Annotated in this window: 23 protein-coding genes and 3 pseudogenes; 18 read left to right on the forward strand and 8 right to left on the reverse strand. The window is 39.8% G+C overall.

All coding sequences use genetic code 11. The annotated features are described in order from the left end of the window. Nucleotides 1-7: 7 nt before the first annotated feature. The 3 genes from BQ9893_RS09485 to BQ9893_RS09495 form a co-directional block, all read right to left on the reverse strand. Nucleotides 8-1,453, reverse strand: coding sequence for a DUF3868 domain-containing protein (locus BQ9893_RS09485; protein WP_075965805.1), 1,446 nt, complete (start codon nucleotides 1,451-1,453; stop codon nucleotides 8-10). A 26-nt stretch (nucleotides 1,454-1,479) separates the two neighbouring features. Beyond that, on the reverse strand, nucleotides 1,480-2,073 hold the full coding sequence (locus tag BQ9893_RS09490; protein WP_075965806.1) for a DUF3575 domain-containing protein: 594 nt from the start codon (nucleotides 2,071-2,073) through the stop codon (nucleotides 1,480-1,482). Between the two features lie 373 nt (nucleotides 2,074-2,446). Next, complete coding sequence (locus tag BQ9893_RS09495; RefSeq protein ID WP_081415422.1) at nucleotides 2,447-3,523, reverse strand: winged helix-turn-helix domain-containing protein; 1,077 nt, start codon at nucleotides 3,521-3,523, stop codon at nucleotides 2,447-2,449. 159 nt (nucleotides 3,524-3,682) lie between these two features. On the opposite strand from BQ9893_RS09495, the gene BQ9893_RS09505 reads away from it, so the two are divergent. The 5 genes from BQ9893_RS09505 to BQ9893_RS09525 all read left to right on the forward strand — a co-directional run bounded on the left by BQ9893_RS09505 (nucleotide 3,683) and on the right by BQ9893_RS09525 (nucleotide 7,425). Then, the gene (locus tag BQ9893_RS09505) at nucleotides 3,683-3,904 is read left to right on the forward strand and encodes an NVEALA domain-containing protein (RefSeq protein ID WP_075965809.1); all 222 of its coding nucleotides are present in this window, start codon (nucleotides 3,683-3,685) and stop codon (nucleotides 3,902-3,904) included. Nucleotides 3,905-3,907: 3 nt separating this feature from the next. After that, nucleotides 3,908-4,960, forward strand: coding sequence for a BF3164 family lipoprotein (locus BQ9893_RS09510; protein ID WP_075965810.1), 1,053 nt, complete (start codon nucleotides 3,908-3,910; stop codon nucleotides 4,958-4,960). Nucleotides 4,961-4,966: 6 nt separating this feature from the next. Continuing rightward, complete coding sequence (locus tag BQ9893_RS09515) at nucleotides 4,967-5,830, forward strand: DUF1573 domain-containing protein (protein ID WP_075965811.1); 864 nt, start codon at nucleotides 4,967-4,969, stop codon at nucleotides 5,828-5,830. 229 nt (nucleotides 5,831-6,059) lie between these two features. Then, nucleotides 6,060-6,302, forward strand: a complete 243-nt coding sequence (locus tag BQ9893_RS09520; protein ID WP_075965812.1) for an NVEALA domain-containing protein — start codon at nucleotides 6,060-6,062, stop codon at nucleotides 6,300-6,302. A 73-nt stretch (nucleotides 6,303-6,375) separates the two neighbouring features. Continuing rightward, on the forward strand, nucleotides 6,376-7,425 hold the full coding sequence (locus BQ9893_RS09525; RefSeq protein ID WP_167369863.1) for a 6-bladed beta-propeller: 1,050 nt from the start codon (nucleotides 6,376-6,378) through the stop codon (nucleotides 7,423-7,425). A gap of 142 nt (nucleotides 7,426-7,567) precedes the next feature. Here BQ9893_RS09525 and BQ9893_RS09530 read toward each other — a convergent pair whose 3' ends face one another. The 3 genes and pseudogenes from BQ9893_RS09530 to BQ9893_RS09540 form a co-directional block, all read right to left on the reverse strand. Beyond that, on the reverse strand, nucleotides 7,568-8,005 hold the full coding sequence (locus tag BQ9893_RS09530) for a hypothetical protein (protein ID WP_075965814.1): 438 nt from the start codon (nucleotides 8,003-8,005) through the stop codon (nucleotides 7,568-7,570). A 273-nt stretch (nucleotides 8,006-8,278) separates the two neighbouring features. Beyond that, nucleotides 8,279-8,611 carry a helix-turn-helix domain-containing protein gene (locus BQ9893_RS09535; protein WP_075965815.1) on the reverse strand — a complete coding sequence of 111 codons (333 nt, stop codon included), beginning with the start codon at nucleotides 8,609-8,611 and terminating at the stop codon, nucleotides 8,279-8,281. Nucleotides 8,612-8,615: 4 nt separating this feature from the next. Next, a pseudogene (locus BQ9893_RS09540) lies at nucleotides 8,616-8,959 on the reverse strand (type II toxin-antitoxin system RelE/ParE family toxin). Nucleotides 8,960-9,725: 766 nt separating this feature from the next. On the opposite strand from BQ9893_RS09540, the pseudogene BQ9893_RS09545 reads away from it, so the two are divergent. The 11 genes and pseudogenes from BQ9893_RS09545 to istB all read left to right on the forward strand — a co-directional run. Continuing rightward, a pseudogene (locus BQ9893_RS09545) lies at nucleotides 9,726-9,908 on the forward strand (DUF1573 domain-containing protein); the annotation flags it as partial. 211 nt (nucleotides 9,909-10,119) lie between these two features. Then, on the forward strand, nucleotides 10,120-10,374 hold the full coding sequence (locus BQ9893_RS09550) for an NVEALA domain-containing protein (RefSeq protein WP_075966097.1): 255 nt from the start codon (nucleotides 10,120-10,122) through the stop codon (nucleotides 10,372-10,374). Nucleotides 10,375-10,496: 122 nt separating this feature from the next. Further along, nucleotides 10,497-11,576 (forward strand): 6-bladed beta-propeller, encoded by a 1,080-nt coding sequence (locus tag BQ9893_RS09555; RefSeq protein WP_244155098.1) that lies wholly within the window; start codon nucleotides 10,497-10,499, stop codon nucleotides 11,574-11,576. A gap of 96 nt (nucleotides 11,577-11,672) precedes the next feature. After that, nucleotides 11,673-12,668: a 6-bladed beta-propeller gene (locus BQ9893_RS09560; RefSeq protein ID WP_244155099.1), complete on the forward strand. Its 996-nt coding sequence runs from the start codon at nucleotides 11,673-11,675 to the stop codon at nucleotides 12,666-12,668. 306 nt (nucleotides 12,669-12,974) lie between these two features. Continuing rightward, nucleotides 12,975-13,193 (forward strand): NVEALA domain-containing protein, encoded by a 219-nt coding sequence (locus BQ9893_RS09565; protein WP_244155100.1) that lies wholly within the window; start codon nucleotides 12,975-12,977, stop codon nucleotides 13,191-13,193. A gap of 115 nt (nucleotides 13,194-13,308) precedes the next feature. Next, nucleotides 13,309-13,851 (forward strand): hypothetical protein, encoded by a 543-nt coding sequence (locus tag BQ9893_RS09570; protein ID WP_167369864.1) that lies wholly within the window; start codon nucleotides 13,309-13,311, stop codon nucleotides 13,849-13,851. A 67-nt stretch (nucleotides 13,852-13,918) separates the two neighbouring features. After that, nucleotides 13,919-14,275, forward strand: a complete 357-nt coding sequence (tnpA, locus tag BQ9893_RS09575; RefSeq protein WP_075965820.1) for an IS66 family insertion sequence element accessory protein TnpA — start codon at nucleotides 13,919-13,921, stop codon at nucleotides 14,273-14,275. Next, nucleotides 14,259-14,627: an IS66 family insertion sequence element accessory protein TnpB gene (tnpB, locus tag BQ9893_RS09580; RefSeq protein ID WP_075965821.1), complete on the forward strand. Its 369-nt coding sequence runs from the start codon at nucleotides 14,259-14,261 to the stop codon at nucleotides 14,625-14,627. The genes tnpA and tnpB overlap by 17 nt, the downstream gene beginning before the upstream one ends. A 62-nt stretch (nucleotides 14,628-14,689) precedes the next feature. After that, nucleotides 14,690-16,216, forward strand: a pseudogene (gene tnpC, locus BQ9893_RS09585) (IS66 family transposase); the annotation flags it as partial. Nucleotides 16,217-16,298: 82 nt separating this feature from the next. Then, nucleotides 16,299-17,780, forward strand: a complete 1,482-nt coding sequence (gene istA, locus BQ9893_RS09590) for an IS21 family transposase (RefSeq protein ID WP_075965822.1) — start codon at nucleotides 16,299-16,301, stop codon at nucleotides 17,778-17,780. 17 nt (nucleotides 17,781-17,797) lie between these two features. Then, a complete protein-coding gene (gene istB / locus BQ9893_RS09595) occupies nucleotides 17,798-18,517 on the forward strand; it encodes an IS21-like element helper ATPase IstB (RefSeq protein ID WP_075965823.1) in 720 nt (239 codons plus the stop codon). 99 nt (nucleotides 18,518-18,616) lie between these two features. Here the strand turns inward: istB and BQ9893_RS22110 are convergent, their stop codons facing one another. Together BQ9893_RS22110 and BQ9893_RS22115 are read right to left on the reverse strand one after the other, a co-directional pair. Next, the gene (locus BQ9893_RS22110) at nucleotides 18,617-19,042 is read right to left on the reverse strand and encodes a hypothetical protein (RefSeq protein WP_244155101.1); all 426 of its coding nucleotides are present in this window, start codon (nucleotides 19,040-19,042) and stop codon (nucleotides 18,617-18,619) included. Between the two features lie 4 nt (nucleotides 19,043-19,046). Continuing rightward, on the reverse strand, nucleotides 19,047-19,691 hold the full coding sequence (locus tag BQ9893_RS22115; RefSeq protein WP_244155102.1) for a hypothetical protein: 645 nt from the start codon (nucleotides 19,689-19,691) through the stop codon (nucleotides 19,047-19,049). A gap of 183 nt (nucleotides 19,692-19,874) precedes the next feature. Here BQ9893_RS22115 and BQ9893_RS09605 point away from each other — a divergent pair, with 183 nt between their 5' ends. Both BQ9893_RS09605 and BQ9893_RS09610 read left to right on the forward strand, forming a co-directional pair. After that, a complete protein-coding gene (locus BQ9893_RS09605; protein ID WP_075965824.1) occupies nucleotides 19,875-20,108 on the forward strand; it encodes an NVEALA domain-containing protein in 234 nt (77 codons plus the stop codon). Between the two features lie 2 nt (nucleotides 20,109-20,110). After that, entirely contained in the window at nucleotides 20,111-21,166 is a 1,056-nt protein-coding gene (locus BQ9893_RS09610) for a BF3164 family lipoprotein (RefSeq protein ID WP_075965825.1), read from the forward strand. The last annotated feature ends 5 nt before the right edge of the window (nucleotides 21,167-21,171 follow it).

Here is a 21,171-nt window from a genome sequence, read left to right on the forward strand (position 1 = left end):
TGTCCCTTTACTTTTTTCTGTTTTGTTTAATATACTTCTCCAATTGGTTCAGGTTGTCCTGCACTTCTTTCGAAACTTCTGAAGAACCGGACAAAGACTGTAGAATTTGTTTCGCTTTGTCCGGATTACCGGCATGCATGGCTATAGCAGCTACGGCCAATTGTTTTTGCGGACACTCTTGAGCCTTTTTCAAATATCTTTTTGCTTTTGAATATTGATTGGACTGGATGGCTGTGATAGCCGCATTCAAGTTAGAAACCGGATCGTCCGGATACATGCGCACAGCCGTCTCAAATATCTCGTTAAACTCATCCGAACCCACCGGATAGGTCTCTGCAACTTGAAACAACTCGTTAAGACTCAGTTTGGACGGATCAGAAAATGCCAGCTCTTTAGCCTCTTCCAATGTGAAATTGCGGATCGTATAATCTACCTCATAGTCTGAATGACGCAAAGAAGGATAAACATCGGCTAATAAGATTCGATATGAAGAGCCGCCGTTCAATGATTTAAGTTTCTGCTCCCGTTGGTCGAGATCTGTCGGTTCTTTGGCGCATATTATCTCAAGCAACTGCTGTTTGTCCGGCAGATTACTGTCTTCTACGGCTTTTTTGAGCCCGACCCAATCTTCCGGTTCAAAATCCACCGTGAATTGTGTCTGCTCAAACCGATACAGCCCTTTCACATAATCAGACAATGCTTTAGCCCGGTTTTCTGCCAGATAGGCATTGGCTTTATACGAACCCTCCGGAGAAGCGTATCCTTTGATCTTTACACGAGTAATGGTCGTATATGGATCATTGCGGACAGCATCTATCGTCTCGCGTATTTTTCGCAGCTCTTCGGGATTGCGTCTGTATTCAGGGTTAATAGCCGTTTTGTTCACAGGAAAATCCAAGAACGCGCTTCCTTCCAGTTTACGCGCTTTGACGCGTTCAGCCTGAGGAACAAGATAGGCCACTTGCGGGACCAGGACGACAGGTTCGGAAAAGTCTAACGTGAAAAGCGGGGACTTGTCGCTTTGCAAAGCCTGCCAGCCACAACCGCAATCGTCCGTCACCAACGAAACATCAGCCTGTTCCATCCATTCGCTATAAGGAGTCTGAGAATGATAATCAAGGATTTGCTCTTCGCCGTTCGCACGTTTGTACTCTTGTTCTGTCGACGGACGGTTAAGGCGCTGATACAATATGTGACGACTCCTGCCATTGATGATAAGCGGATCCAATGCACGCACGCTGTCGCCATGTTCTATGATGGGCGTACATATAACAGACTTGTCTCCGGGTATATCTATATTGCTCACATCTATTTTCATCGACAGAAGGAGTTTGCCGTTGTCTTTGTCAGCCTGCTTCTCCTTTACCACCAATGTATATTCTTGAACAGAATTTTGTGCAGACATAGATATGCTACATCCACATATGATTAGTAAAATTAAGAATGGTTTCATTATACACTGCGATTAATACGTTTGCATTAGAATACATATACGGCGCTTACAGCAGCCTGAGTAGGACCAAAGTAATGCTTCTTTACAGTCTCTTTTTTCGTTCCACAATTTGTACAAGGGTAAATATCCGACTTTAAATAAAGGTAGCCGGCACCGACAGAAGCTTCGAGATTCCAATGTTTGCCCAACACCCAGCTATATCCGTAGCTGAGCCCGACACCGGTTCCCCAACCTTGGTGACGCTCATCTTCCGTGCCCAACAATTTGATGTCTGATACGTTATATATAAGATAAGGAACATGAAGCCCGATGAAATGTTTGTAGAAACTTTCACAAAACCAATAGCGCACTTCTGGATGAAGCCGGAAATGCTTGATGGACTTTCCGTAACTTCCATCATTCTCTTTCGGAGCGAAAGGGTTCAACCCTACTTCAGCCTCCATAGTCCATTTGGGGGCTAACCTGACTTCCATACCCAAATTAGGAGTCGTAGTTCCCCAATAGAGTGCATTCGTTTTTAATGCGATCGTAGCCCCACGATCATTAGAAATCGTTTTCTGGGCATAACCTGCCAAATAACAGCCGACCAAGCCGATCAGCATGCACAGCAATTTTCTCATATTATATCCCTTTTGTTGTTCTCTAACCTATAGGGAAAGTCTGTCATCAAGACTTAGATATTATAACCCTAACTATCAGTTTACTTTTCTCTGAATCAGACGCAAAAAGTCTGTTTATACAACTTGCCCATTGTATTTTGTGGCAAAGGTAATACTTTTTTTATTTGTTTATACAAGAACTTTTAACTTTTCGTTTCCTGATTTTATTCGTAACTGTGCACCGATAGAAGGAGGCATATAAACGAATCCCCGAAAAGCGAATTTGACGGTCTGACAGTTTGCTGCTTTTTTGAAGCAAAGCGCAACACTTTGTTGTGTTAAAAAATATTACCCCTAAGTGTAATTCCCAAAATATGGGGTACTAATCCTGTTTTCATGGGGTGGCAGTTACATTTTGATTAAGTGGAAACTCTTGTGGCTTCAATATGAGAGTTGCACCATTTTTCACATTGATTTGGTAGCCACTTCCCCATATAGTATCAATGCTTAACCATGGAATATCCTTCAAGCCTTTTCGTAAGCGGATCACGATTTGCTCCAAATGCTTTTTATCAGCACTCCCTTCTTCAGTCCAAAGACTTTGAAGCAAAAAATCATACGGTTGGAAATAATCTTTTCCTTGCGACAATAGATAAAGCAGTCCGAAAACTTTCGGCGCAAATGATATTTCTTTATCCATATAAACTAAGGTGTGTTTTCTTTCATTCAGGAAAACAGTTAAAGTGATTTGTGTATGTGTCTCTATCTGTTCTATGGCCGGTTCCATATTCTGACAGACAGGTTCAACGGGTAAAGTCTGAGGGATTTCTAAGGGTGGTCGATTTTCAAGAACAACATGCCTGAAACGATTTAACTTTCTCTTTTCCAGGACTAATAAAACCAAAGCTCCCAAAAGAATCAGGGTCAGTAAAACATAATAACCTTTTCCCCACAATATCCTCTCCCAACAACTACCCTTAACATATCCCTCTAAGACAATGACATCCTGAATATTCACCTTGTATGTCAATTTCAAATAATCAGACGGGACTACATTATCCCCGAAAAACACTGCTGTTTTAAAATTCAGACCATTCTCTTTCAACTTGAGTCGGAAGAGGCTATCCAACTTTTCTATTTTGACAGGATTCTTGGATAACAAATAATATTGATCGGCAAGAAAATCTTTTTCTTCAGCGGTTAAAGATTTAATACGGTCCCTTTTTATAGAAAAAGTCTGCTTCTCTGTCACTATTTTGATATTAGATGAAGTCGTTGAAGAAAATGTATGCTTCTTTTTTACATTGATCTCTCTCATCCTGTTCGTACAGTCTTCCCATAAAGTTTGTTTCCATATTTCAGAGACTTTGCTGCGCAAATTATCCGAATGCCAATATCCCACCAATATAGCAACTACAGATATCGCAATGATTAAATATAATATACTTAACAAATTCAAACTCTTCATCATGGACACAAAGATACGAAGAACCTTTCAATATGAGGAGAAACGAGTAAAAAACACCTATACAGGTAGAATACAGGTGAAATATAAGTAAGATATAGGTAAAATATAGGAGTTTTCCCCAAAAAACATCTCTACATTTGCCACAACAAATATAAAATAGATATGGGAAAAAAATTAAAATTAGTCGGAGTTGTAGTTTGCCTGATTGCCGGCACTTGTTTTTGGACTCATCAAAGAAATGAGTTGCCTACTTTATTATTAGAAAACGTAGAAGCATTGGCTTATGGAGAACAGGGAAATGGAGTAAATTGCTATGGCGATGGCTCTGTAGAATGTGCCGGAGATTGGGTTGAAATGAGAATTGAAGGTTTGAGTCTTGAATAAACGATGAAGCATCTCCTTTATATATTAATAGGTATTAGCAGTTTGGCAGCCTGTACGAGTTCTCAGGATTCGCACTTTCCACGATACTCGGAATTTGCAGAGAGTAAGAGACTTAGTGAACAGGTTATCAATCTGGATACTATTCTGTTCCGTTATCCATTCCGGGTAACGGTCAGGGATAGTATCGCCGTTGTAATGGATCTGCATAATATGGATCACTATTTACATGCGTTTACTTATCCGACATGGAAACATATTGTTTCATTCGGCAGACGTGGAGAAGCACCGGAGGAGATGCTGTCTGTTGCAAACATCCAATTTAATACATTGGATTCTTTGTGGGCTTTGGATCCCAACAAGATGGAAATTACCCGCTGGAAAATATCTCTTTCTACCCGGTCTGCGCAACGGGTAGAGGAGATTAAATTAGACAAGAAACTTGTCCGCTCTTTGGACTTTCGCACGATGGAATCGGGCTTTTTGATTCCAGACTATATGGGAGAGCATCGTTTTTGGGAAGTAAACAAAAATGGCGAAGCGACCAAAAGTAATGGTACAATCCCCAGTGAAGCAGTCCATAAAGCGACTTCACGCCCGGCACTGGCACAGGCATGGAGAAGTTTTATAGATTATAATCCGGATAATGGCATCTTGGCTATGGCTACCCAGTTGGGAGAAGCAATCGAAATTTATAACTTTCATGATAATACGCATAAAGTCCTATATGGCCCGAACGGCGAACCTCAATTTAAAAGCGCCAAAAACGAGGGCATCCCTACCGGAATAATGGGATTCAGTGACATAAAGGTGACAAATGAACGTATCTATACGGTATTTCAGGGTGTGAAATTCAGAGACAAATTAGCCTCCTACCAACGAGGTGAAAAGCCGGAAGACGGTGGTCGTTACATTTATGTGTTCGATTTGCAAGGAAACCCGTTGCAAAAATACATCTTAGACAAACCCATATACGGAATCGATATAAACGAAAAAACAAAGACAATCATCGCCACATGTGTAAAAAGTGATGAGCCGATTATAGAATTTAAAATATAACAATAGATGAAACCACTGTTATACATATTATCTATATTCTTTTTGTTAACCTCTTGTAAAGATGACAAGAAAGAACAATTTGCCCGCCTGGTCCAAAAATGGCTGGGAAAAGAGATTGTCTTCCCGCAGGATATGGAGTTTACCCGCTTTGTCACGGAACCGGTAGAATACCGGATACCCGATGCAGAATATAAAGTGCTGATTTATGTCGATTCAACAGGTTGCACCAGTTGCAAATTGCAACTGCCGAAATGGAAAGAATTGATCGCCCATATTGATTCGGCAACAAACAGCAACATTCCGTTTATCTTCGTCTTCCAGTCGAAAGACGACCGAGAATTACGATATATCTTAAAACGTGACAACTTCGACCGACCTGTCTGCATTGATCGGGACAGCCGGTTGGACAAGTTGAACCAATTTCCACAAAATATCACTTTCCAGACATTCCTGCTTGACAGGGACAACAAAGTGAAAGTAATCGGCAATCCGGTACATAACTTGGCGGTTAGGGATTTGTATCTGAAACAAATGACCGGTATACAACACAAAGAGATATTGGCAATGACTACTCTCGAAGTGGAAAAGAGCGAATATGATTTAGGAATGGTCAAAGAAGGAACAAGCAAGAAGCAGACAATCACAGTCCAGAATACCGGAACAAGCGTCTTTAGGTTGAAAGGTTTCACCACCTCTTGCAACTGTACCGAAGCAACTTGCGACTGGAAAGAACTGCAACCGGGAGAGAGCGGAACGATCACGGTCAGCTACGAAGCGGAACAACCGGGAGATTTTTATCGAACGGTAGACATTTATGGAAACATCCCTAACAACTCACTGATATTGAGTTTTATCGGAACAGTAAAATAAAGCAATTAACGGGAAAAAGAAAGGAGTCTCTGCCTACTGACTCACAAACGTTAGCAGAAACTCCCGGACTTTCCCTCATTCAATAACTAATAAAGAAGGAGGTAACGACAAAAGTAGTAAATTTAAAGTAAAGAACAAAAGGCTTGGAAATCACCTGTCTTGGGAAATGATACCGGGAGAAAGATTCAAAACAAATATAGTATAACAACTCCCTAAAAATAAATGTAATATGGGAAAGAAAATTATCGGCGTTATCGCTTTTGCTGCAATCGCCGTAGCAGCAGGTTGGAACTATCAGCAGAACAAACAAGAAGTTGAACTTTCTGATTTGGCATTGGAGAATGTTGAAGCTTTAGCCAGAGGAGAAGGTGGTATTGATCAAGACGGATATAAGTACGTTGCAGAACCGACTGCTTGCTGCAAGAAATATACACACGAATATAAATGCAGTAGCATTTGGCCTGATTGCTAACTTCCAATATTACATGAAGATAAATCCTGCTTTTTATCGCAAGATTTATCTTCGTCTTTTTAAATTTAACAACATGAAAATAAATATATTACTTACAATTATAGTTCCTATAATTTGCTATATTACTGCTTGCAATAATGTAGACAAAAGTCATTTGAGTATCAATTTAGATAATACGACAGATACTATTCGTTATTCTGAATTCGCAAAATCATTAGACTACATACAATTAGACACAAAGGACTCATGTTTGATTTCCAATATAAAATCCATCTATATGGATGAAGATACATTTTGCCTTTTAGACAAAAGAGGGGCTGGTATCTTTGTTTTCACTTCGACTGGAGAATTTGTGTGTCAAATTAATTATTTCGGACAAGCCCCACATGAATTCATAGATATTACATCTTTCACTATTGACCCATATCTAAACCAGATTTGTATTTGGGATGTTGGATCAAGATCCATAAAAAAATATACTTATAAAGGAGCATTTGTAGAAGCTTATCGAACTGATGCACTTATCCGGGATTTTATGGTATTTCAAGATAAAAAGAATCTTTTTATCTTACCTTTCTATTCCAAAGAATGTCCCTACTGCATTTGGATAGAAGACCAAAATAACCAAGTCATTAAAAATTTTAATTATCCCAAACCTCAAAATGATCAATTTGAATTTATCAGCACATATTGCAATAAAGAAGTAAATAGTCTGTACTATTACGATAGAAACTACGACCAGATCTCATACATTACACCTGATACACTTTATTCGGTTTATTCTATTGATTTAAAACAAAGATTAAGTAATGATTTAAGAGCTAAAAATCCAGCTTCCATCAAATTGGAAAATTTCGCAATGATGTGGAATTTCAGCTTCTCTCCAAAATATCTTTTAATGAATTACTACTATTATGGGCAGGAAAAACCTTATAAATGGGTTTTATTAAACCGTAATACAAATATTACTGAAATTGCAAACGACATCATCAACGATATAGATTCGGTTCAAACAGAGACACAATCGATTTTCTTCTTGAATGAACGAACTTGGTGCAGAGCTATTGAATCAACAGACCCAAACAATTGCAATATAACTTTGCAGATGATTAATTTGAAATAAAACAAAATTAATCCGATTCGGTACGATCCATCCAGATTCGCCTCCGAGTCGGGAATACAAAAACAGACATTCTATGCACGATATATAATACTAAACCCTAAGGCGGCTTTTAATATTCAGCCGATAATATAAACACCGTATATTATAGCCCGACTTTCAATCCTCGTAGCTTGAATTTGAATTCATCAAAAGCGTCACCATTTTGTACAGACACCTTTATGAAGCGATTGCCATTCGCTGTTGTCGGCAAAATTGTAACAGTCAACGTATTCCCATTTTGGGTAGCTGTTGCCCAATCTGACGTAATGGTAAAGTGTTTTTGGTCATCAATGGCGGGTGTAAACTTCTTTTCTTCCCCTTTAGCTTCTTGTTCGGTGATACCAGTTATCCAAAAGTCACTGTAATTTGTACATTGAAGCACAAATGTCCCTCCCCCAGGAGATACATGGAAATATCCATCGCTTGATTTTTTTAATTCGGTTTTCCACTTCATTGGATCTACCTTTCCATCATCATCACTGCAAGATGATATGAAAAGCGGAAGAACCATTAAAATGAGTAACAATAACTTCTTTTTCATTGACCTTTTATTTTTGTTTATCTATTCTATAAATGCAAAAGTATACAGAATATTGCATCAACAAGGATGTTTTTTTGTGATAGTAGAGACATTTCCCCATAATGACTTGAATGGCAATACAGACAGGCTTCTTTATATTTGTCTAGTATTTGAGCTTTCATTTCCTCATTTTGGGAACAATTATTGTTTTGTTGAGCAAAATGAAGTTGATATTCAGCATAATAGCTAAATCTTTGTTCAATCCTACCAAGATTGCACAATCTAACCGTCATCTTACCACAACGCAATCTTGCCTGCAATACCCAAATCAAGAGTGGCTGTTGCAATACCCAATGCTTGAAACACACGGCTCATGGTTGGTAATGTGATAACACTTGCACCTTTCTCCAACTTTGATATCTGAGCACGCTGCACACCGATACGCTCACCAAGCTGTTCTTGTGTGAGGTTTTGTGCCAATCGAGCCTTGCGTATGGCTTCGCCTACAATATAGGCGTTCACATCTTCTTTGAGCTTGGCTTCCATGGCTTCGCGCTCTGGTGTACCTCTTTTACCCCAAAGTTTATCTTTCATATTGTCTGCTGGTATCAATTTCATCTGTGCCATAATGCTATTTCTTTTTACTGTTAAAATACTCTTTTCTTATCTCTTCCGCTTTGGCAATCTCTTTTAATGGTGTCTTCTGAGTTTTCTTGATAATACCATGTGTGGCAATAACCAAAGTTTCTTCCTCAGTGTCCCAAAAGGAGAAAAGCCTGTAGCATATACCGTTGTAGAGAGTGCGGAACTCCCATATCTCGGTATTCTCCAGTTTCTTGAAGATGTCAACTTTCATCACTCCTTCCTCAACCTTGAAGATGTGTAGTATATCTTCTGCTGAGCTTTGAATGGCTGCGTATCCAAAAAGGCTTGTGCTTCTTCTGTCAACACCACTTTTAGTTTATTGATGCCCATTTTGTTTTGAATTATGGTACAAAGATAATGATTTGTTTCCAAACAGCGATACAAAATTCGGTTTTTAATCTCTATCAGCCCCACTTTTAACACTCTCACTACTTGTTAGTATCAGATATGTAACTTGCTCACTCTTTTATTTCCCTAAATTTGATATTTCAAAAATAGGGAAGAGGAAAATGTGTATGTGGAAAGTTACGGAGAAAGTGAATACTATCCGTAACATCTTACATTGTTATCAAACTTTACCCACCTTCTTACAAGTCACCCTGCGCTAATAAATGTGTTAATCAAATCTTAATTCTATGTTAACAGGTCTTTACTGCTAAATCCCTTTTTTGAAGCCATTTCAATGCCGTTGAACACACCCTCTTTTAGCAAATTCAAACTCCCCATTAAAATATGTTTTTTGGAACATTTTGGGAACATCATACTTGCCATTACATCTGTCATACACTGATAATCAAGCACTTAAACACAATCTTGTGTTATTCGGAGGAAATAAGAAAGATATTAGAAAAAGGCGCCTCCAGTTTCTTTTAGGTTTGCTTTTTTGCTGAGATAATTCACGTCTTTTATTGATGTAAGTTGAAAAAAAGTTGATGTTAGCTTTGCTAATGGTTGATTATTAGTCGTTTAAAAGTTTCAACCTTTGTTCAACCTAAAAACAGTTCGTATCTCTCAAATAACCATACCTTTGTAAGGTAACCTTCAAAGGACTTACAAAACTGCATGAATTGTAAGTGAATAATATGGAAGGTTTTTAGTCAGTACCACTTGCGGTTGTACGACCGTAAATTATGACAAACGTCCAGCGAAGCCGGGAGAGCGGCTCCGTATAGAAGTCAGGATGACACCGAAAGATACAGGCTTCTTCGATGAAATCGTCACGCTCAAATGTAACACAGCAAGTCCTGTCAAAGTAAAAATAAAAGGACAAGTTCAGTAATTGGACGAAAGGGAGCCTGCCCGAAAAGCCTCAGAAACTACAACGGCAAGCTCCCCGAAACCCCTTAGAAAGGAGGTGTATGATGGTAATATAAACCAAACAAAACAGAATGATGCAAGTTCAGTACATCATTTGATTATCTTAGTTTATCAAAAGAATGAGCAAAGATAAGGAATTTACTGGATCAAAAACGATAAAACAAAATACGAAAATGAAAAAGCGTATATTTGGTGCAGCGCTCTTAATAGCAATCGCAGTGGCTGCCGGCTGGAATTACCAGCAGAACAAACAGGATGTTCAACTGTCTGACTTGGCATTGGAAAATGTCGAGGCATTGGCAAGCGGTGAAGGGAGTGGTGGCTGTAAATGGAGAACTGGACATAGCTCCGTAACCGGTTGGATTGCAATATGTGACTCATACGGCGTCGGATATTCATGTACTTGTGGAGATATAAAATATTATTAATTACCAAAGGGAGGTAACATTGCGAAAAGTTACCTCCTATAGAATATTCTGTTTGGATTATGATAATAAGAATGCGACTCCTGTTTTTGATATGTTTGTTCTGTACAAATAGTATTAACAGTATGGTGGTGTGTCAAAATGTACTTGCCCGCACACTTGACGCGGAGACACAAAAGCTGGACATGAATCACTACAAAAAAATCACCTTTGATAGTTTGATTGCAGACATTTCTTGTACAAAACTAAGTAATACTGTATTTGATTTTTGTACAAATATGGTTCAATATAGAGATTTCCTGTACTTTATGGGAAGTACCAGGGCAGGGAGAAATGTATATATATACTCTAAGTCCGGAAAGTTCATAAAGGAAATAACATTTTCGGATGCCTTAATTGTCAATTCCATGTGTATTGTTCCGGAATTGGAGGAGTTGTGGGTCGTAAGCAGGTTTAAAATTATCAACAAGTTCAAACTGGATGGCACACCGGTCAAAAAAGTGTCTTTGCCTTTTCCTTGTGCTGCCGTCGTACCGACTGCGAAACAAGATTTTTTGGTTTATTCGGGAGGAGCCAATACGGAAAGAGGGCACATTGAAGGACACTTTATGGCTCTCACTGATTTCAAGTCTATCCACAAATTATATCTGCCCAAATGGGGGAAAAAAGAATGGTTGTTCGCACCTTATAATTTATATACGACAGATGCTGACGACATTTTGATTCTTCCGGATAACACAGACACAATCTATAGATATGACACTTCCAGGAAGGAGATACTTCCATTTTATAGCCTTGACTTTCATGGAGATTTTCTAACCAGAGACAAGTACCCCAATGATGATGCGGAAATGGCCGAAATAATCGATAAGAAAAAATACATCCATAACTGTTATAGCTTTTATTTCGCTTCGGATTATCTTTTTTTCAAGTTAACGGGAAGAAGGGACGATTTTTGTGCTATCAGGTGTAAAGACAATGCCCTCTTTTCTTTCGACCGTCTTTTTGACAATTTCAGATCCAAATATGTGAATCCTTTTATCGGTTCAGATAAAAACAACCTTTATTTGCTTGTTCGCGAGAATGACCTTGCCGGTCATTACTTAAATATTAAATGTACACACCCGGCTATCCGGAAAATGTTACCCGGACTATCAACCACTGGGAACGATTGGATTTTACTAACGATTAAAATAAAGGAATAAGAGATGAAAAATATCACCCGACAGTTCTTTTTCATATACTTGGTTTGCACGCTTTTGAGCTCTTGTTCAGATCAAAACACAACCGAAATTACATTGATGGCAGATTTATCTCCTAAAGAATCCAGGCCGACATGGACGAAGTTGTTTTCTGATCGCTACGAAATTACTCCGCTGGAAACGACTTCCAGTTGTTTAATCGGGCAGATTGATAAAATTCGGAAATTTCGGAACCATTATTATATTTTATCCTCTAATGGCAAAACAATCCACCATTTCGACAAGGACGGAAAATTCGTGTCGTCTTTGAACAGACAAGGACAAGGGCCGGAAGAATATCCCCGAATAGAGGATTTCGATGTCTGCGAAGCAGATGGTAAAACCGAAGTATGGATATCGGACAACAAAAGCCTGAAAGTATATGATGCTACCGATTTCTCTTTCAAAAGAAAAATGTCCTATCCATTTGTAATCCATAAATTTAAAAAGATGGAGAACTCTCATGTTCTGCTTGTCACCGGGCAGAACGAAAATATTTTGACGTTGGTGGACGAAGAGGGGAAAATCATTGCTGAATATCTGAAAAAAGAAATACCTTACATCATGTTCCGGCCAGTACAATTCGTGGCTTACAAATCCGGTTATCTTTTCCAGTTAGGTATTTCAAATACATTCGTTTCATTTAACCCGCAAGCCGAGCAATTCCAAATGGGACATTATGTAGGAGGGAAAAAGTTCCTCACCGAAAAACTGTTGTTGGAAATGTTTCAGACACACGGTGTCGATTTTATCCTTGAAGCCAATAAATACTCTTACATCAACAACATGATTTCTTTAGGGAATATAATCTGGTTGCAAACACATCAGGGTGGAAAAAACTACTTGACAAAAGTAGAAGGAGGGGAAACGGTCTCAACCCAATTTTCATACGGGACAACTCTTTCCACCATTTCTGACACAGAGAGCGATGACAGTATATTATTATATATCATGCCCGACCGTCTTTCGGAACATCCCGAAGATGTATTCGACAAATTTGGTAACAAGATCATTTGCAAGATGGAAGATAATCCTTGTATATTAGAATTTTTTTGAATGAATAATCAGAATTGTGAAACGATTATTATTCTATATATTATGCATATATTGATGTAACTTGAAAAAAGTTGATGTTATCCTTGCTGATGGTTGATTATTAGGTGCTTAAAAGTTTTAACCTTTGTTCAACCTAAATACAGTTCGTATCTCTCAAATAACCATATCTTTGCAAAGTAACCTTCAAAGGACTTATAAAACAGAATGATGCAAGTTCAGTACATCATTTGGCTATCTTGTTGCTTTAAAAGGATGAACAAAGATAGGGAATTTACTGAATCAAAAACGATAAAACAAAATACGAAAATGAAAAAGCGTATATTGGGTACAGCGCTCTTAGTAGCAATCGCAGTGGCTGCCGGCTGGAATTACCAGCAGAACAAACAGGATGTTCAACTGTCTGACTTGGCATTGAAAAATGTCGAGGCATTGGCAAGCGGAGAAAGCGGTAGAGGCTGTACTTACGATAGAAACGCGATTTGTGAAACTTCACGCAATGATTACAAAGATTATCGCAATAATTAAGAAATCAGATAGTTAATGCAAAAGAACAGGCCTTTTATACGGTCAGTTTTCATGCGATCCCGCGTCAAGCGCGGGAACAAGATAGTTTTGACCTTCTCATTAAATAATAAAAACTATGCGGTACATTTTTCTTATTTTACTTACGATGTCATTATCCTCCTGTTCAGAAAAAGGAAGGATGGTTGCAAATAGATATTTAACACCTGTCGATACTTTGAATGTGGAAATAGGAGCTCCCGGTCTAATAAAGATATTAGGCAATCAACTTTTCGTCGATTATTCATTTTCGGGGGAGTATAATATAGATGTGATAGATATTCAACATGATTCGGTTATGTATTCATTCGCAAAGAAAGGCCAAGGTGTAAATGAATTTTTACAAATAATGAATTTGGACATTTTCCAAAGGGAAGGCAATTACTATTTAGGCCTATTCGATAATATGCAAAGAAAATACATCGCTTATTCCATTGATAGCCTCAATAGATACAAAGAAAAGTGTGTTCCGGATTTCATCAATAAATTAGATTTGAACAGTCGATTTCTGGAGATATATGAAATTGGGCACAAATATGTCGCGACAGGAAGAACGGAGAAAAAATACACCTTGCTGAACGATGATTTGTCTTATAATAATTCATATTGCGATTATCTGTAAGCATCCGATAAAGTACACATTGTAGACCTAAAAATACTTCTATTACTTTGCGATCAAAAACGTAGTTATGAAACGATCAATGAGTAAAGAAGAGTTTTTAGCGCTATATCAGCGCCAACAGTCCAGTGGACTAACCATAAAGGATTTCTGTGATAATGAATCGTATCCTGCTTCCTGTTTTCATTATTGGAAGAAGAAATATGGATTGAGTCACCCATATACCAAACACACCGAACCTACAGGTGATTCGTTTATCCCTCTTAATATTAATCATACTCCTGCCATTCCCACTTCATCATGTGGTGACAGGCATGTAACCATAGAACTTCCATCCGGCATAAAGATACACCTCAACATCCTAAGTAATCCGGAGATTATTTATAGCCTGATCAGTAAATTATGTAGCCATGTTCTGCCTGAATGATACGATGCGCTACTTCCTGTGTCCGGGGAAGACAGATATGCGCAAAGGAATAAATTCTCTTTGTGGACTTGTTCATGATAAAATGGGATATGACGTTCGACTTGGCGATGTGTTTATCTTTGTCAACCGAAGCAGAACAACCATGAAACTTCTGCATGCCGAAAACGGAGGTATGGTGTTATACATAAAACGCCTTGAGGAAGGAACCTTCAGACTTCCTTCCTATGATAGTGAAAGCCGTTCCTATCCCATGGAATGGCGTGATTTAGTACTGATGGTGGAAGGCATAACCGATAATCCGAGTGATAGGCTCAAACGTCTTAAAGCCAGTCGAAAAGAAGGATTTTATTGATTAAAAAGAGCTTCCTAAACTTGTATAGCTGTACGATTTTCAGTATATTTACATTATAATAAGATACTAAAAAGAAACTTATGGAACAGACGGGAGAACTGCAACAAAAAGTGCAGGAACTCCTGTCGCAAGTAGCCTGGTTAAACAGACAGCTTTTCGGCAGAAAGAGTGAAAAGCTGGCATCCTTGGATCCCAACCAGCTTGCCTTGTTTGATACCTTGGATAATCCCAGGCAAGAGGAAACGGATCTTGTGGAGACTGGCGTAGGCACCAAGACATGTAAACCGGACGGAAAGAAAAAAGAATCCCGCCGTAATCGGGAACTGTTAGAGGGGCTGCCCGTTGTGGAAGTCATTGTCGAACCTGACAATGTGGATCTGAATCGATATCGTCGTATAGGTGAAGAGCGCACACGTACGCTTGAATTTGAACCGGGAAAGCTATATGTCAAAGAGACAGTACGCCCCAAATACGGACTCAAAAATAATTTAAGTCTTCCCAAAGAGGGTGAAAGCGGTGTCATAATAGCATCGCTTCCACCTTCCCCTATATACAAATGTCTGGCAGGACCTTCCTTGCTAGCCGAAATACTTCTGCAGAAATATGAATATCATGTTCCCTTTTACCGTCAGGTAAAGGAATACAGACATTTGGGTGTCCGACTGCCGGAAAGTACTTTAAGCGGGTGGTTTAAGCCGGTATGTGAGTTATTAAGTCCTCTTTATTCGGAATTAGTAAAGCTCGTAACGGGCAGCGGATATGTTCAGGCCGACGAAACCACAGTACGGGTTATCAACAAAGGAAAGGGAAAAACCGATAAGGAGTATTTATGGATGGTCAGGGCAGTTATGGAAAAACTGGTCATCTTCCATTATGATGACGGTTCCAGATCCGGACAGACAATCAAGAATTTATTAAAGGACTTCAAGGGATATCTTCAAAGTGACGGTTACAGTGCCTACAATGCGTTTGACGGCACTAAGGACGTGTGCCTTATTGCCTGTCTGGCTCATATCAGACGACATATGGAGCTGGCACTGGATGAAAATAGATCACTTGCAGAATATGCTCTTAAACAAATACAGGAACTATATCATATTGAGCAGATAGCAGATGCCCGAAAACTCGATGCGCAGGGACGATGTGCACTCCGCCAGCGTTTGGCAACTCCCATACTTGACTCCTTTGAAAAATGGATGGAACAGACTTATGGTAAAGTACCACCAAGAAGTCGCATGGGACAAGCTATTACCTATACTTATCCTCTTTGGCCAAGAATGAAGAATTACCTGAAAGATGGAAATCTGAAAATCGATAATAATCTGGCGGAGAATGCGATTAGACCACTTACTTTGTCCAGAAAGAACTTCCTCTTTTGTGGTAACCACGAGGCAGCTGAAAATACAGCAATCATATGCTCACTATTAGCTACCTGTAAAGCACAGGAAATTAACCCAAGGGAATGGCTGAATGATGTCATAGCCAAACTTCCATACTATCTGGAAAAGGACTCCGGGAAAAATGTTCGTGAACTTCTTCCGGATGTTTGGAAGTTAGAGAAATCCAACACGAATCCAATTGGAGTTTAAATATTTATGTTGAAGAATAAAAAAACTCGATATTAACTTTTGACTAAAGTTGATATCGAGTTTTCTATTTTATGAAAATACAATGTGTACTTTATCGGATGCTTACAAAGAAACGGTCAACAAGTATATACGCCAATTTAAAACCTTGTCGATGGGTGTTAAAGAACTATTGGAGAAAGACGAGCCGGAATTGGAACGAATCTTTAACGGTGGCGCCCCGGCCTATACGGACAAGCGCTTCGACGATTTTTCCAAGCGGTTACCCTATCTGGAAAAGGAACTTGGACGTAAACATGTGACCCGGATACAGCTTTGGGAAGAATATATTGCCGAATATCCTGCCGGCTATGGCTTCACCCAGTGTTGCTTCCACCTGAACCAACACAGAATCGCCCAACAGCCTTCTACGGTGTTAGTGAACAGTTATGTTGCCGGTGAAAAGTGCTATGTCGATTTTGCCGGCGATACGATGCAGTACGTTGATATGGATACCGGAGAAGTCATCAAGGTACAGACCTTTGTAGGCTGCCTTCCCTATACGGACTATGCGTTTGCCATCTGTGTCCCTTCACAGAAAAGCGAGGACTTTATTTATGCCATCACCCGTATGTTTGCTTTTTTCGAGGGTGTCACCAAAATAGTCGTACCGGATAACCTGAAGTCCGCCGTAGTTAAAAGCGACCGCTACGAGCCTGAAATAAACCGCTTGATGGAACACCTGGGCAACCACTACGGTTTTGTAACCCTGCCGGCAAGGCCGGGCAAGCCAAAAGACAAATCCCTGGTTGAGAATCAGGTCAGGCTGATATACCAACGGGTATACGCTCCTTTGCGCAAGCGGGTTTTCTTCTCTTTAGAGGAACTGAACAAGGCCGTCTTGGAGCAAGTCAGGCTACACAACCGCAAACGGATGCAGCAGCGTCCATACAGCCGGGAGGAACACTTCATCAGTGATGAGAAGAAGACGCTCAAACCCTTACCCGGTACCTCTTTCGAAGTGCAGTATGACACAGAACTGACTGTCAGCGCCAACTGCTGTATCTACCTGGGCAGGGACAAGCATTACTACTCTGTCCCTTACCAACATATCGGGCAGAAGGTAAAGGTAATCTATACCCGCACGTTGGTCAAGGTGTACCTTAAAGGCGAGCGCATAGCTACCCACCCGCGTATAGAGGGTTTTGGCTACAGCATGAAGGAGGAACACCTGGCTTCACACTCGAATGCATACACAAAGCGTTCCATGGCATACTACAATCAAAAAGCGGGTGAGAAGTCCGCAGTGCTGAAAGAGTTCTTCGAGTTGATGTTCGCTTCACAAAACGTGCCACCGGAGTTCTTTTACAAACGCTGTGACGGTCTGTTGCGCCTGCAAAGGATAACACCCCGGGAGGAAATGGAGAAAGCTTGCCGGATAGCCATGGAGCACGGTCAATACACGTATAAGTTTGTGGAACGTGTGCTGCATAATATACAGGCTTTTGCCCAGGAAGAGAAAACAATGAAAAAGAATCCCGAACCGGACAATCATGAGAACATCCGGGGAGCGGGGTATTATAAATAACTAAAAACAATCGTATTATGGATGAAATTATCAAGGAGCTTCACTCGCTGAAGTTATCAGGAATGGCGCGTTTATGGGCCTCACTCGCTGAAACCAAGCGTCTGGACAAACTCACGCTTGTTGATGGATTAATGTTGCTTTTACAAGCGGAGAAAGACACCCGTACCACCAATCGGAACGCCCGCCTTATAAAAGAGGCGGACTTCCGCTACGGTGCTACTCTGGAACAACTTGAAGCCGGTAGTCATCGGGGAATAGACCCTAACATGCTGGCTCTGTTAGGTACGGGAAACTATGTGGACAAAGGGGAATCCGTCCTGATCACCGGTGCCGCAGGAGTAGGCAAAAGCTATCTGGCTACGGCGTTGGGAAACAAAGCCTGTAATCAGGGATACAAGGTCAACTATTTCAATATGCAGAAACTTTTGGGCAAGCTCAGGTTGGCACGGGTGGATGGAACCATTATCAAGCTGATTACCAAAATATCCAAGGTGGACTTGCTTATCATCGATGATTTTGGCATGAAGGTACTGGAGGGACAGCAGCAGAATGACTTCATGGAGATCATAGAGGACAGACATGGAAGGAAGGCCACTATCATTGCCAGTCAATTGCCTGTCAGCAAGTGGTATGATGTCATCGGAAATGAAGTCATTGCTGATGCGATCCTGGACAGAATTGTACACTCTTCGCATCGTTTTGACTTAAAAGGTGAGAGTTTAAGAAAGAAATTATAAATTTGCAACCAAATGCCATTTTATAGGAAACAAACTGGGTGGGTATCACCGAAATATGCAGGAATACAAAAACAGACTTTCTATGCACGATATATAATACTAAACCCTAAGACGGTTTTTAATATTCAGCCGATAATATAAACCGGAAGCATTTTCGATAGATAAATCCGGAAAATCCTTCAAGTCTTCTCGCAGACGTTGAACTGTTTGCGTCATTGATTTCCTTATCGCCCGATTTAGTTTCTTATTTTCTTCTGTCGATTCGTCTTCATTCAAAGCACGCCCTAACACATCACTACAAAAAACAGGGTAGCTGACAATATGATCCGGCGCTTCTAAAAAACTGATAAAAGCGAGTAAACGGTTTCTCGTCAAGAAAACTTCATGATCCCGATCTTTTAATCCACCTGTTTTCTTGCAGAAAAAAACATCCGGTGATATCTCTATCCACTCCGAAGCATCCGAAGAGAATGTGGCCGGTATTGGCACAACAACAGGAGGAACAGCAGCTTTATTATGTTCCATCCTTCTACGCCGTTGCCATACATACATTATAATAACAGAAATACACCATAACAAAATCACCCCCCCAGATCAGAGGCATCCGGCTAAATAAATAAGAACGGGAAAACAGGACATACGCTTGTAGTTTTATTTGTCTCTGATCATGTTCTACACCAAACACAATGGGCTCCAAAGTAATCCCTACCAGAGACAAAGGTTCATCCGAACAACTGACAAGACTGTCACCCTGTGAAAAAGAAACAGCTGTTTGAGCGATTATCCCCTCATTTTTCAATTGTTCTTGAAAAAGACTATCGAGAGTAAAGGCTCGATTGGGATTTTTGAAGGTAATGAACAATTGAAATCCCCATTCTCTTTTATTGATCAAAGCAAGACTATCCGCCTGCTTGTTTTTAGGATAAACTATTCTTTCTTTTTCGGTTTCGATAATGACAGAATCCGATCGGAGCTCAATTTCCGAATCACCCAAAAACATCTGTCCGGGTTGCATAAGCCTCTTTTCCTGCTCCATCGACTGTTTAAACAGATAAAAAGCTCTTTGAATCTCTATGTTTTTTACATGTACAACATATCGATAAGACAAAAAAACAATCAATAGAGTCCCAAAAACAACAATTGGCAGTTCTGTCTTCAACTTTCTGATTTTCATTTCATTTCATTTAATAACACAAAGATAATCAAAGGGATTTTTATAGGCAACATATCAAGAACATTTTCAATGCCTCAGAATTTGTTGCCAACTGTTTCCAATTGTTGCCAAATTGTTGCCAAAATTAATTGCATGGCTTAACACGAAAGACGACCTTTGCCCAAAACAAAAACAAAGACAAAAATGAAAAGAAAAACATTTGCAAAACTTATTTTAGCTACAGGCTGCTTAGTGGCAGCATACTGTCTTTCCGACAACAGAGGAACAACAGACTTAAACCAATTAGCATTTCAAAACATAGAAGCATTGGCCCAAGGCGAAAATAATGAAGGGACTTATTATTGCTATGGCTATGGTTCTGTAGATTGCCGAGGCTATAAAGTAGAATATAAAATCTCAGGCTTAAGTTTAGAATAACAGTGAAACGTTTTGCATACATATTATTAATAGGTATCAGTGCGATAATCTCCTGTACCGATTCCCCCGGTATCCATTATCCCAGATATTCGACTTTTCCCAATGAAAAGGGAATTAGTGCGCGAGTAATTGAACTGGACACTGCTCTCTTCCGCTACCCATTCCGGGTAGCGGTTAAGGACAGTATGGCTATTGTAATGGATTTGCATAACGCTGATTATTATTTTCATGCCTTCACCTACCCCGATTGGAAGCATATCGTTTCTTTCGGGAAACGGGGGGAAGGACCGGAAGAGATGCTTTCAGTTGAAACATTTCAATTTAACTCCCCCGACACGATATATGCTCTTGATGCGAATAAAATGCAAATATCACGTTGGGCTGTTTCTGCTGAAAAGCGCTTGGCTACAAGACAAAATGTGATACAGCTGGATAAAAATTTGGTTCGTCCTTTAGACTTTTATGCTACAGATTCCTGTTTCTTCATTCCCGACTACTTAGGCGAATACCGTTATTGGCAAATCGACTACAGAGGCAAACCGATCAAAAGCATAGGTAAAATTCCATCTGAAAAAGATTTTACACAAGAAAATCATCCGGCATTAGCCCAGGCATGGCGTAGCTTTATTGATTACAACCCACACAATGGTATATTGGCAATGGCTACCCAATTAGGTGAATCCATTGAAATATACAATACCAAAGAAAATACTCATACCGTATTATACGGCCCGAACGGCGAACCTCAATTTAAAAGTGTCAAAGGCGAAGGTATCCCTACCGGAATAATGGGATTCAGTGACATAAAGGTGACAAATGAACGTATCTATACGGTATTTCAGGGTGTGAAATTCAGAGACAAATTAGCCTCCTACCAACGAGGTGAAAAGCCGGAAGACGGCGGTCGTTACATTTATGTGTTCGATTTGCAAGGAAACCCGTTACAAAAATACATCTTAGACAAACCCATATACGGAATCGATATAAACGAAAAAACAAAAACAATCATCGCCACATGTGTAGAAAGTGATGAACCGATCATGGAATTCAAACTATAACTAAA

It is taken from the genome of Parabacteroides massiliensis (assembly GCF_900155425.1).
GTDB classification, from domain to species: Bacteria; Bacteroidota; Bacteroidia; order Bacteroidales; family Tannerellaceae; genus Parabacteroides; species Parabacteroides massiliensis.

Bases quoted from the DNA above. Each gene is read 5' to 3' on its own strand.
- BQ9893_RS09570 (WP_167369864.1), top strand. From the start codon at position 13,309: ATGCGGTACATTTTTCTTATTTTACTTACGATGTCATTATCCTCCTGT.
- BQ9893_RS09565 (WP_244155100.1), top strand. From the start codon at position 12,975: ATGAAAAAGCGTATATTGGGTACAGCGCTCTTAGTAGCAATCGCAGTG.
- istB (WP_075965823.1), top strand. From the start codon at position 17,798: ATGGATGAAATTATCAAGGAGCTTCACTCGCTGAAGTTATCAGGAATG.
- BQ9893_RS09490 (WP_075965806.1), bottom strand. From the start codon at position 2,073: ATGAGAAAATTGCTGTGCATGCTGATCGGCTTGGTCGGCTGTTATTTG.
- BQ9893_RS09510 (WP_075965810.1), top strand. From the start codon at position 3,908: ATGAAGCATCTCCTTTATATATTAATAGGTATTAGCAGTTTGGCAGCC.
- BQ9893_RS09535 (WP_075965815.1), bottom strand. From the start codon at position 8,611: ATGGCACAGATGAAATTGATACCAGCAGACAATATGAAAGATAAACTT.
- BQ9893_RS09520 (WP_075965812.1), top strand. From the start codon at position 6,060: ATGGGAAAGAAAATTATCGGCGTTATCGCTTTTGCTGCAATCGCCGTA.
- BQ9893_RS09550 (WP_075966097.1), top strand. From the start codon at position 10,120: ATGAAAAAGCGTATATTTGGTGCAGCGCTCTTAATAGCAATCGCAGTG.
- BQ9893_RS09555 (WP_244155098.1), top strand. From the start codon at position 10,497: ATGGTGGTGTGTCAAAATGTACTTGCCCGCACACTTGACGCGGAGACA.
- BQ9893_RS09485 (WP_075965805.1), bottom strand. From the start codon at position 1,453: ATGAAACCATTCTTAATTTTACTAATCATATGTGGATGTAGCATATCT.
- BQ9893_RS09525 (WP_167369863.1), top strand. From the start codon at position 6,376: ATGAAAATAAATATATTACTTACAATTATAGTTCCTATAATTTGCTAT.
- BQ9893_RS09530 (WP_075965814.1), bottom strand. From the start codon at position 8,005: ATGAAAAAGAAGTTATTGTTACTCATTTTAATGGTTCTTCCGCTTTTC.
- tnpB (WP_075965821.1), top strand. From the start codon at position 14,259: ATGTTCTGCCTGAATGATACGATGCGCTACTTCCTGTGTCCGGGGAAG.
- BQ9893_RS22115 (WP_244155102.1), bottom strand. From the start codon at position 19,691: ATGAAAATCAGAAAGTTGAAGACAGAACTGCCAATTGTTGTTTTTGGG.
- istA (WP_075965822.1), top strand. From the start codon at position 16,299: ATGTGTACTTTATCGGATGCTTACAAAGAAACGGTCAACAAGTATATA.
- BQ9893_RS09560 (WP_244155099.1), top strand. From the start codon at position 11,673: ATGGCAGATTTATCTCCTAAAGAATCCAGGCCGACATGGACGAAGTTG.
- BQ9893_RS22110 (WP_244155101.1), bottom strand. From the start codon at position 19,042: ATGGAACATAATAAAGCTGCTGTTCCTCCTGTTGTTGTGCCAATACCG.
- tnpA (WP_075965820.1), top strand. From the start codon at position 13,919: ATGAAACGATCAATGAGTAAAGAAGAGTTTTTAGCGCTATATCAGCGC.
- BQ9893_RS09515 (WP_075965811.1), top strand. From the start codon at position 4,967: ATGAAACCACTGTTATACATATTATCTATATTCTTTTTGTTAACCTCT.
- BQ9893_RS09505 (WP_075965809.1), top strand. From the start codon at position 3,683: ATGGGAAAAAAATTAAAATTAGTCGGAGTTGTAGTTTGCCTGATTGCC.
- BQ9893_RS09605 (WP_075965824.1), top strand. From the start codon at position 19,875: ATGAAAAGAAAAACATTTGCAAAACTTATTTTAGCTACAGGCTGCTTA.
- BQ9893_RS09495 (WP_081415422.1), bottom strand. From the start codon at position 3,523: ATGATGAAGAGTTTGAATTTGTTAAGTATATTATATTTAATCATTGCG.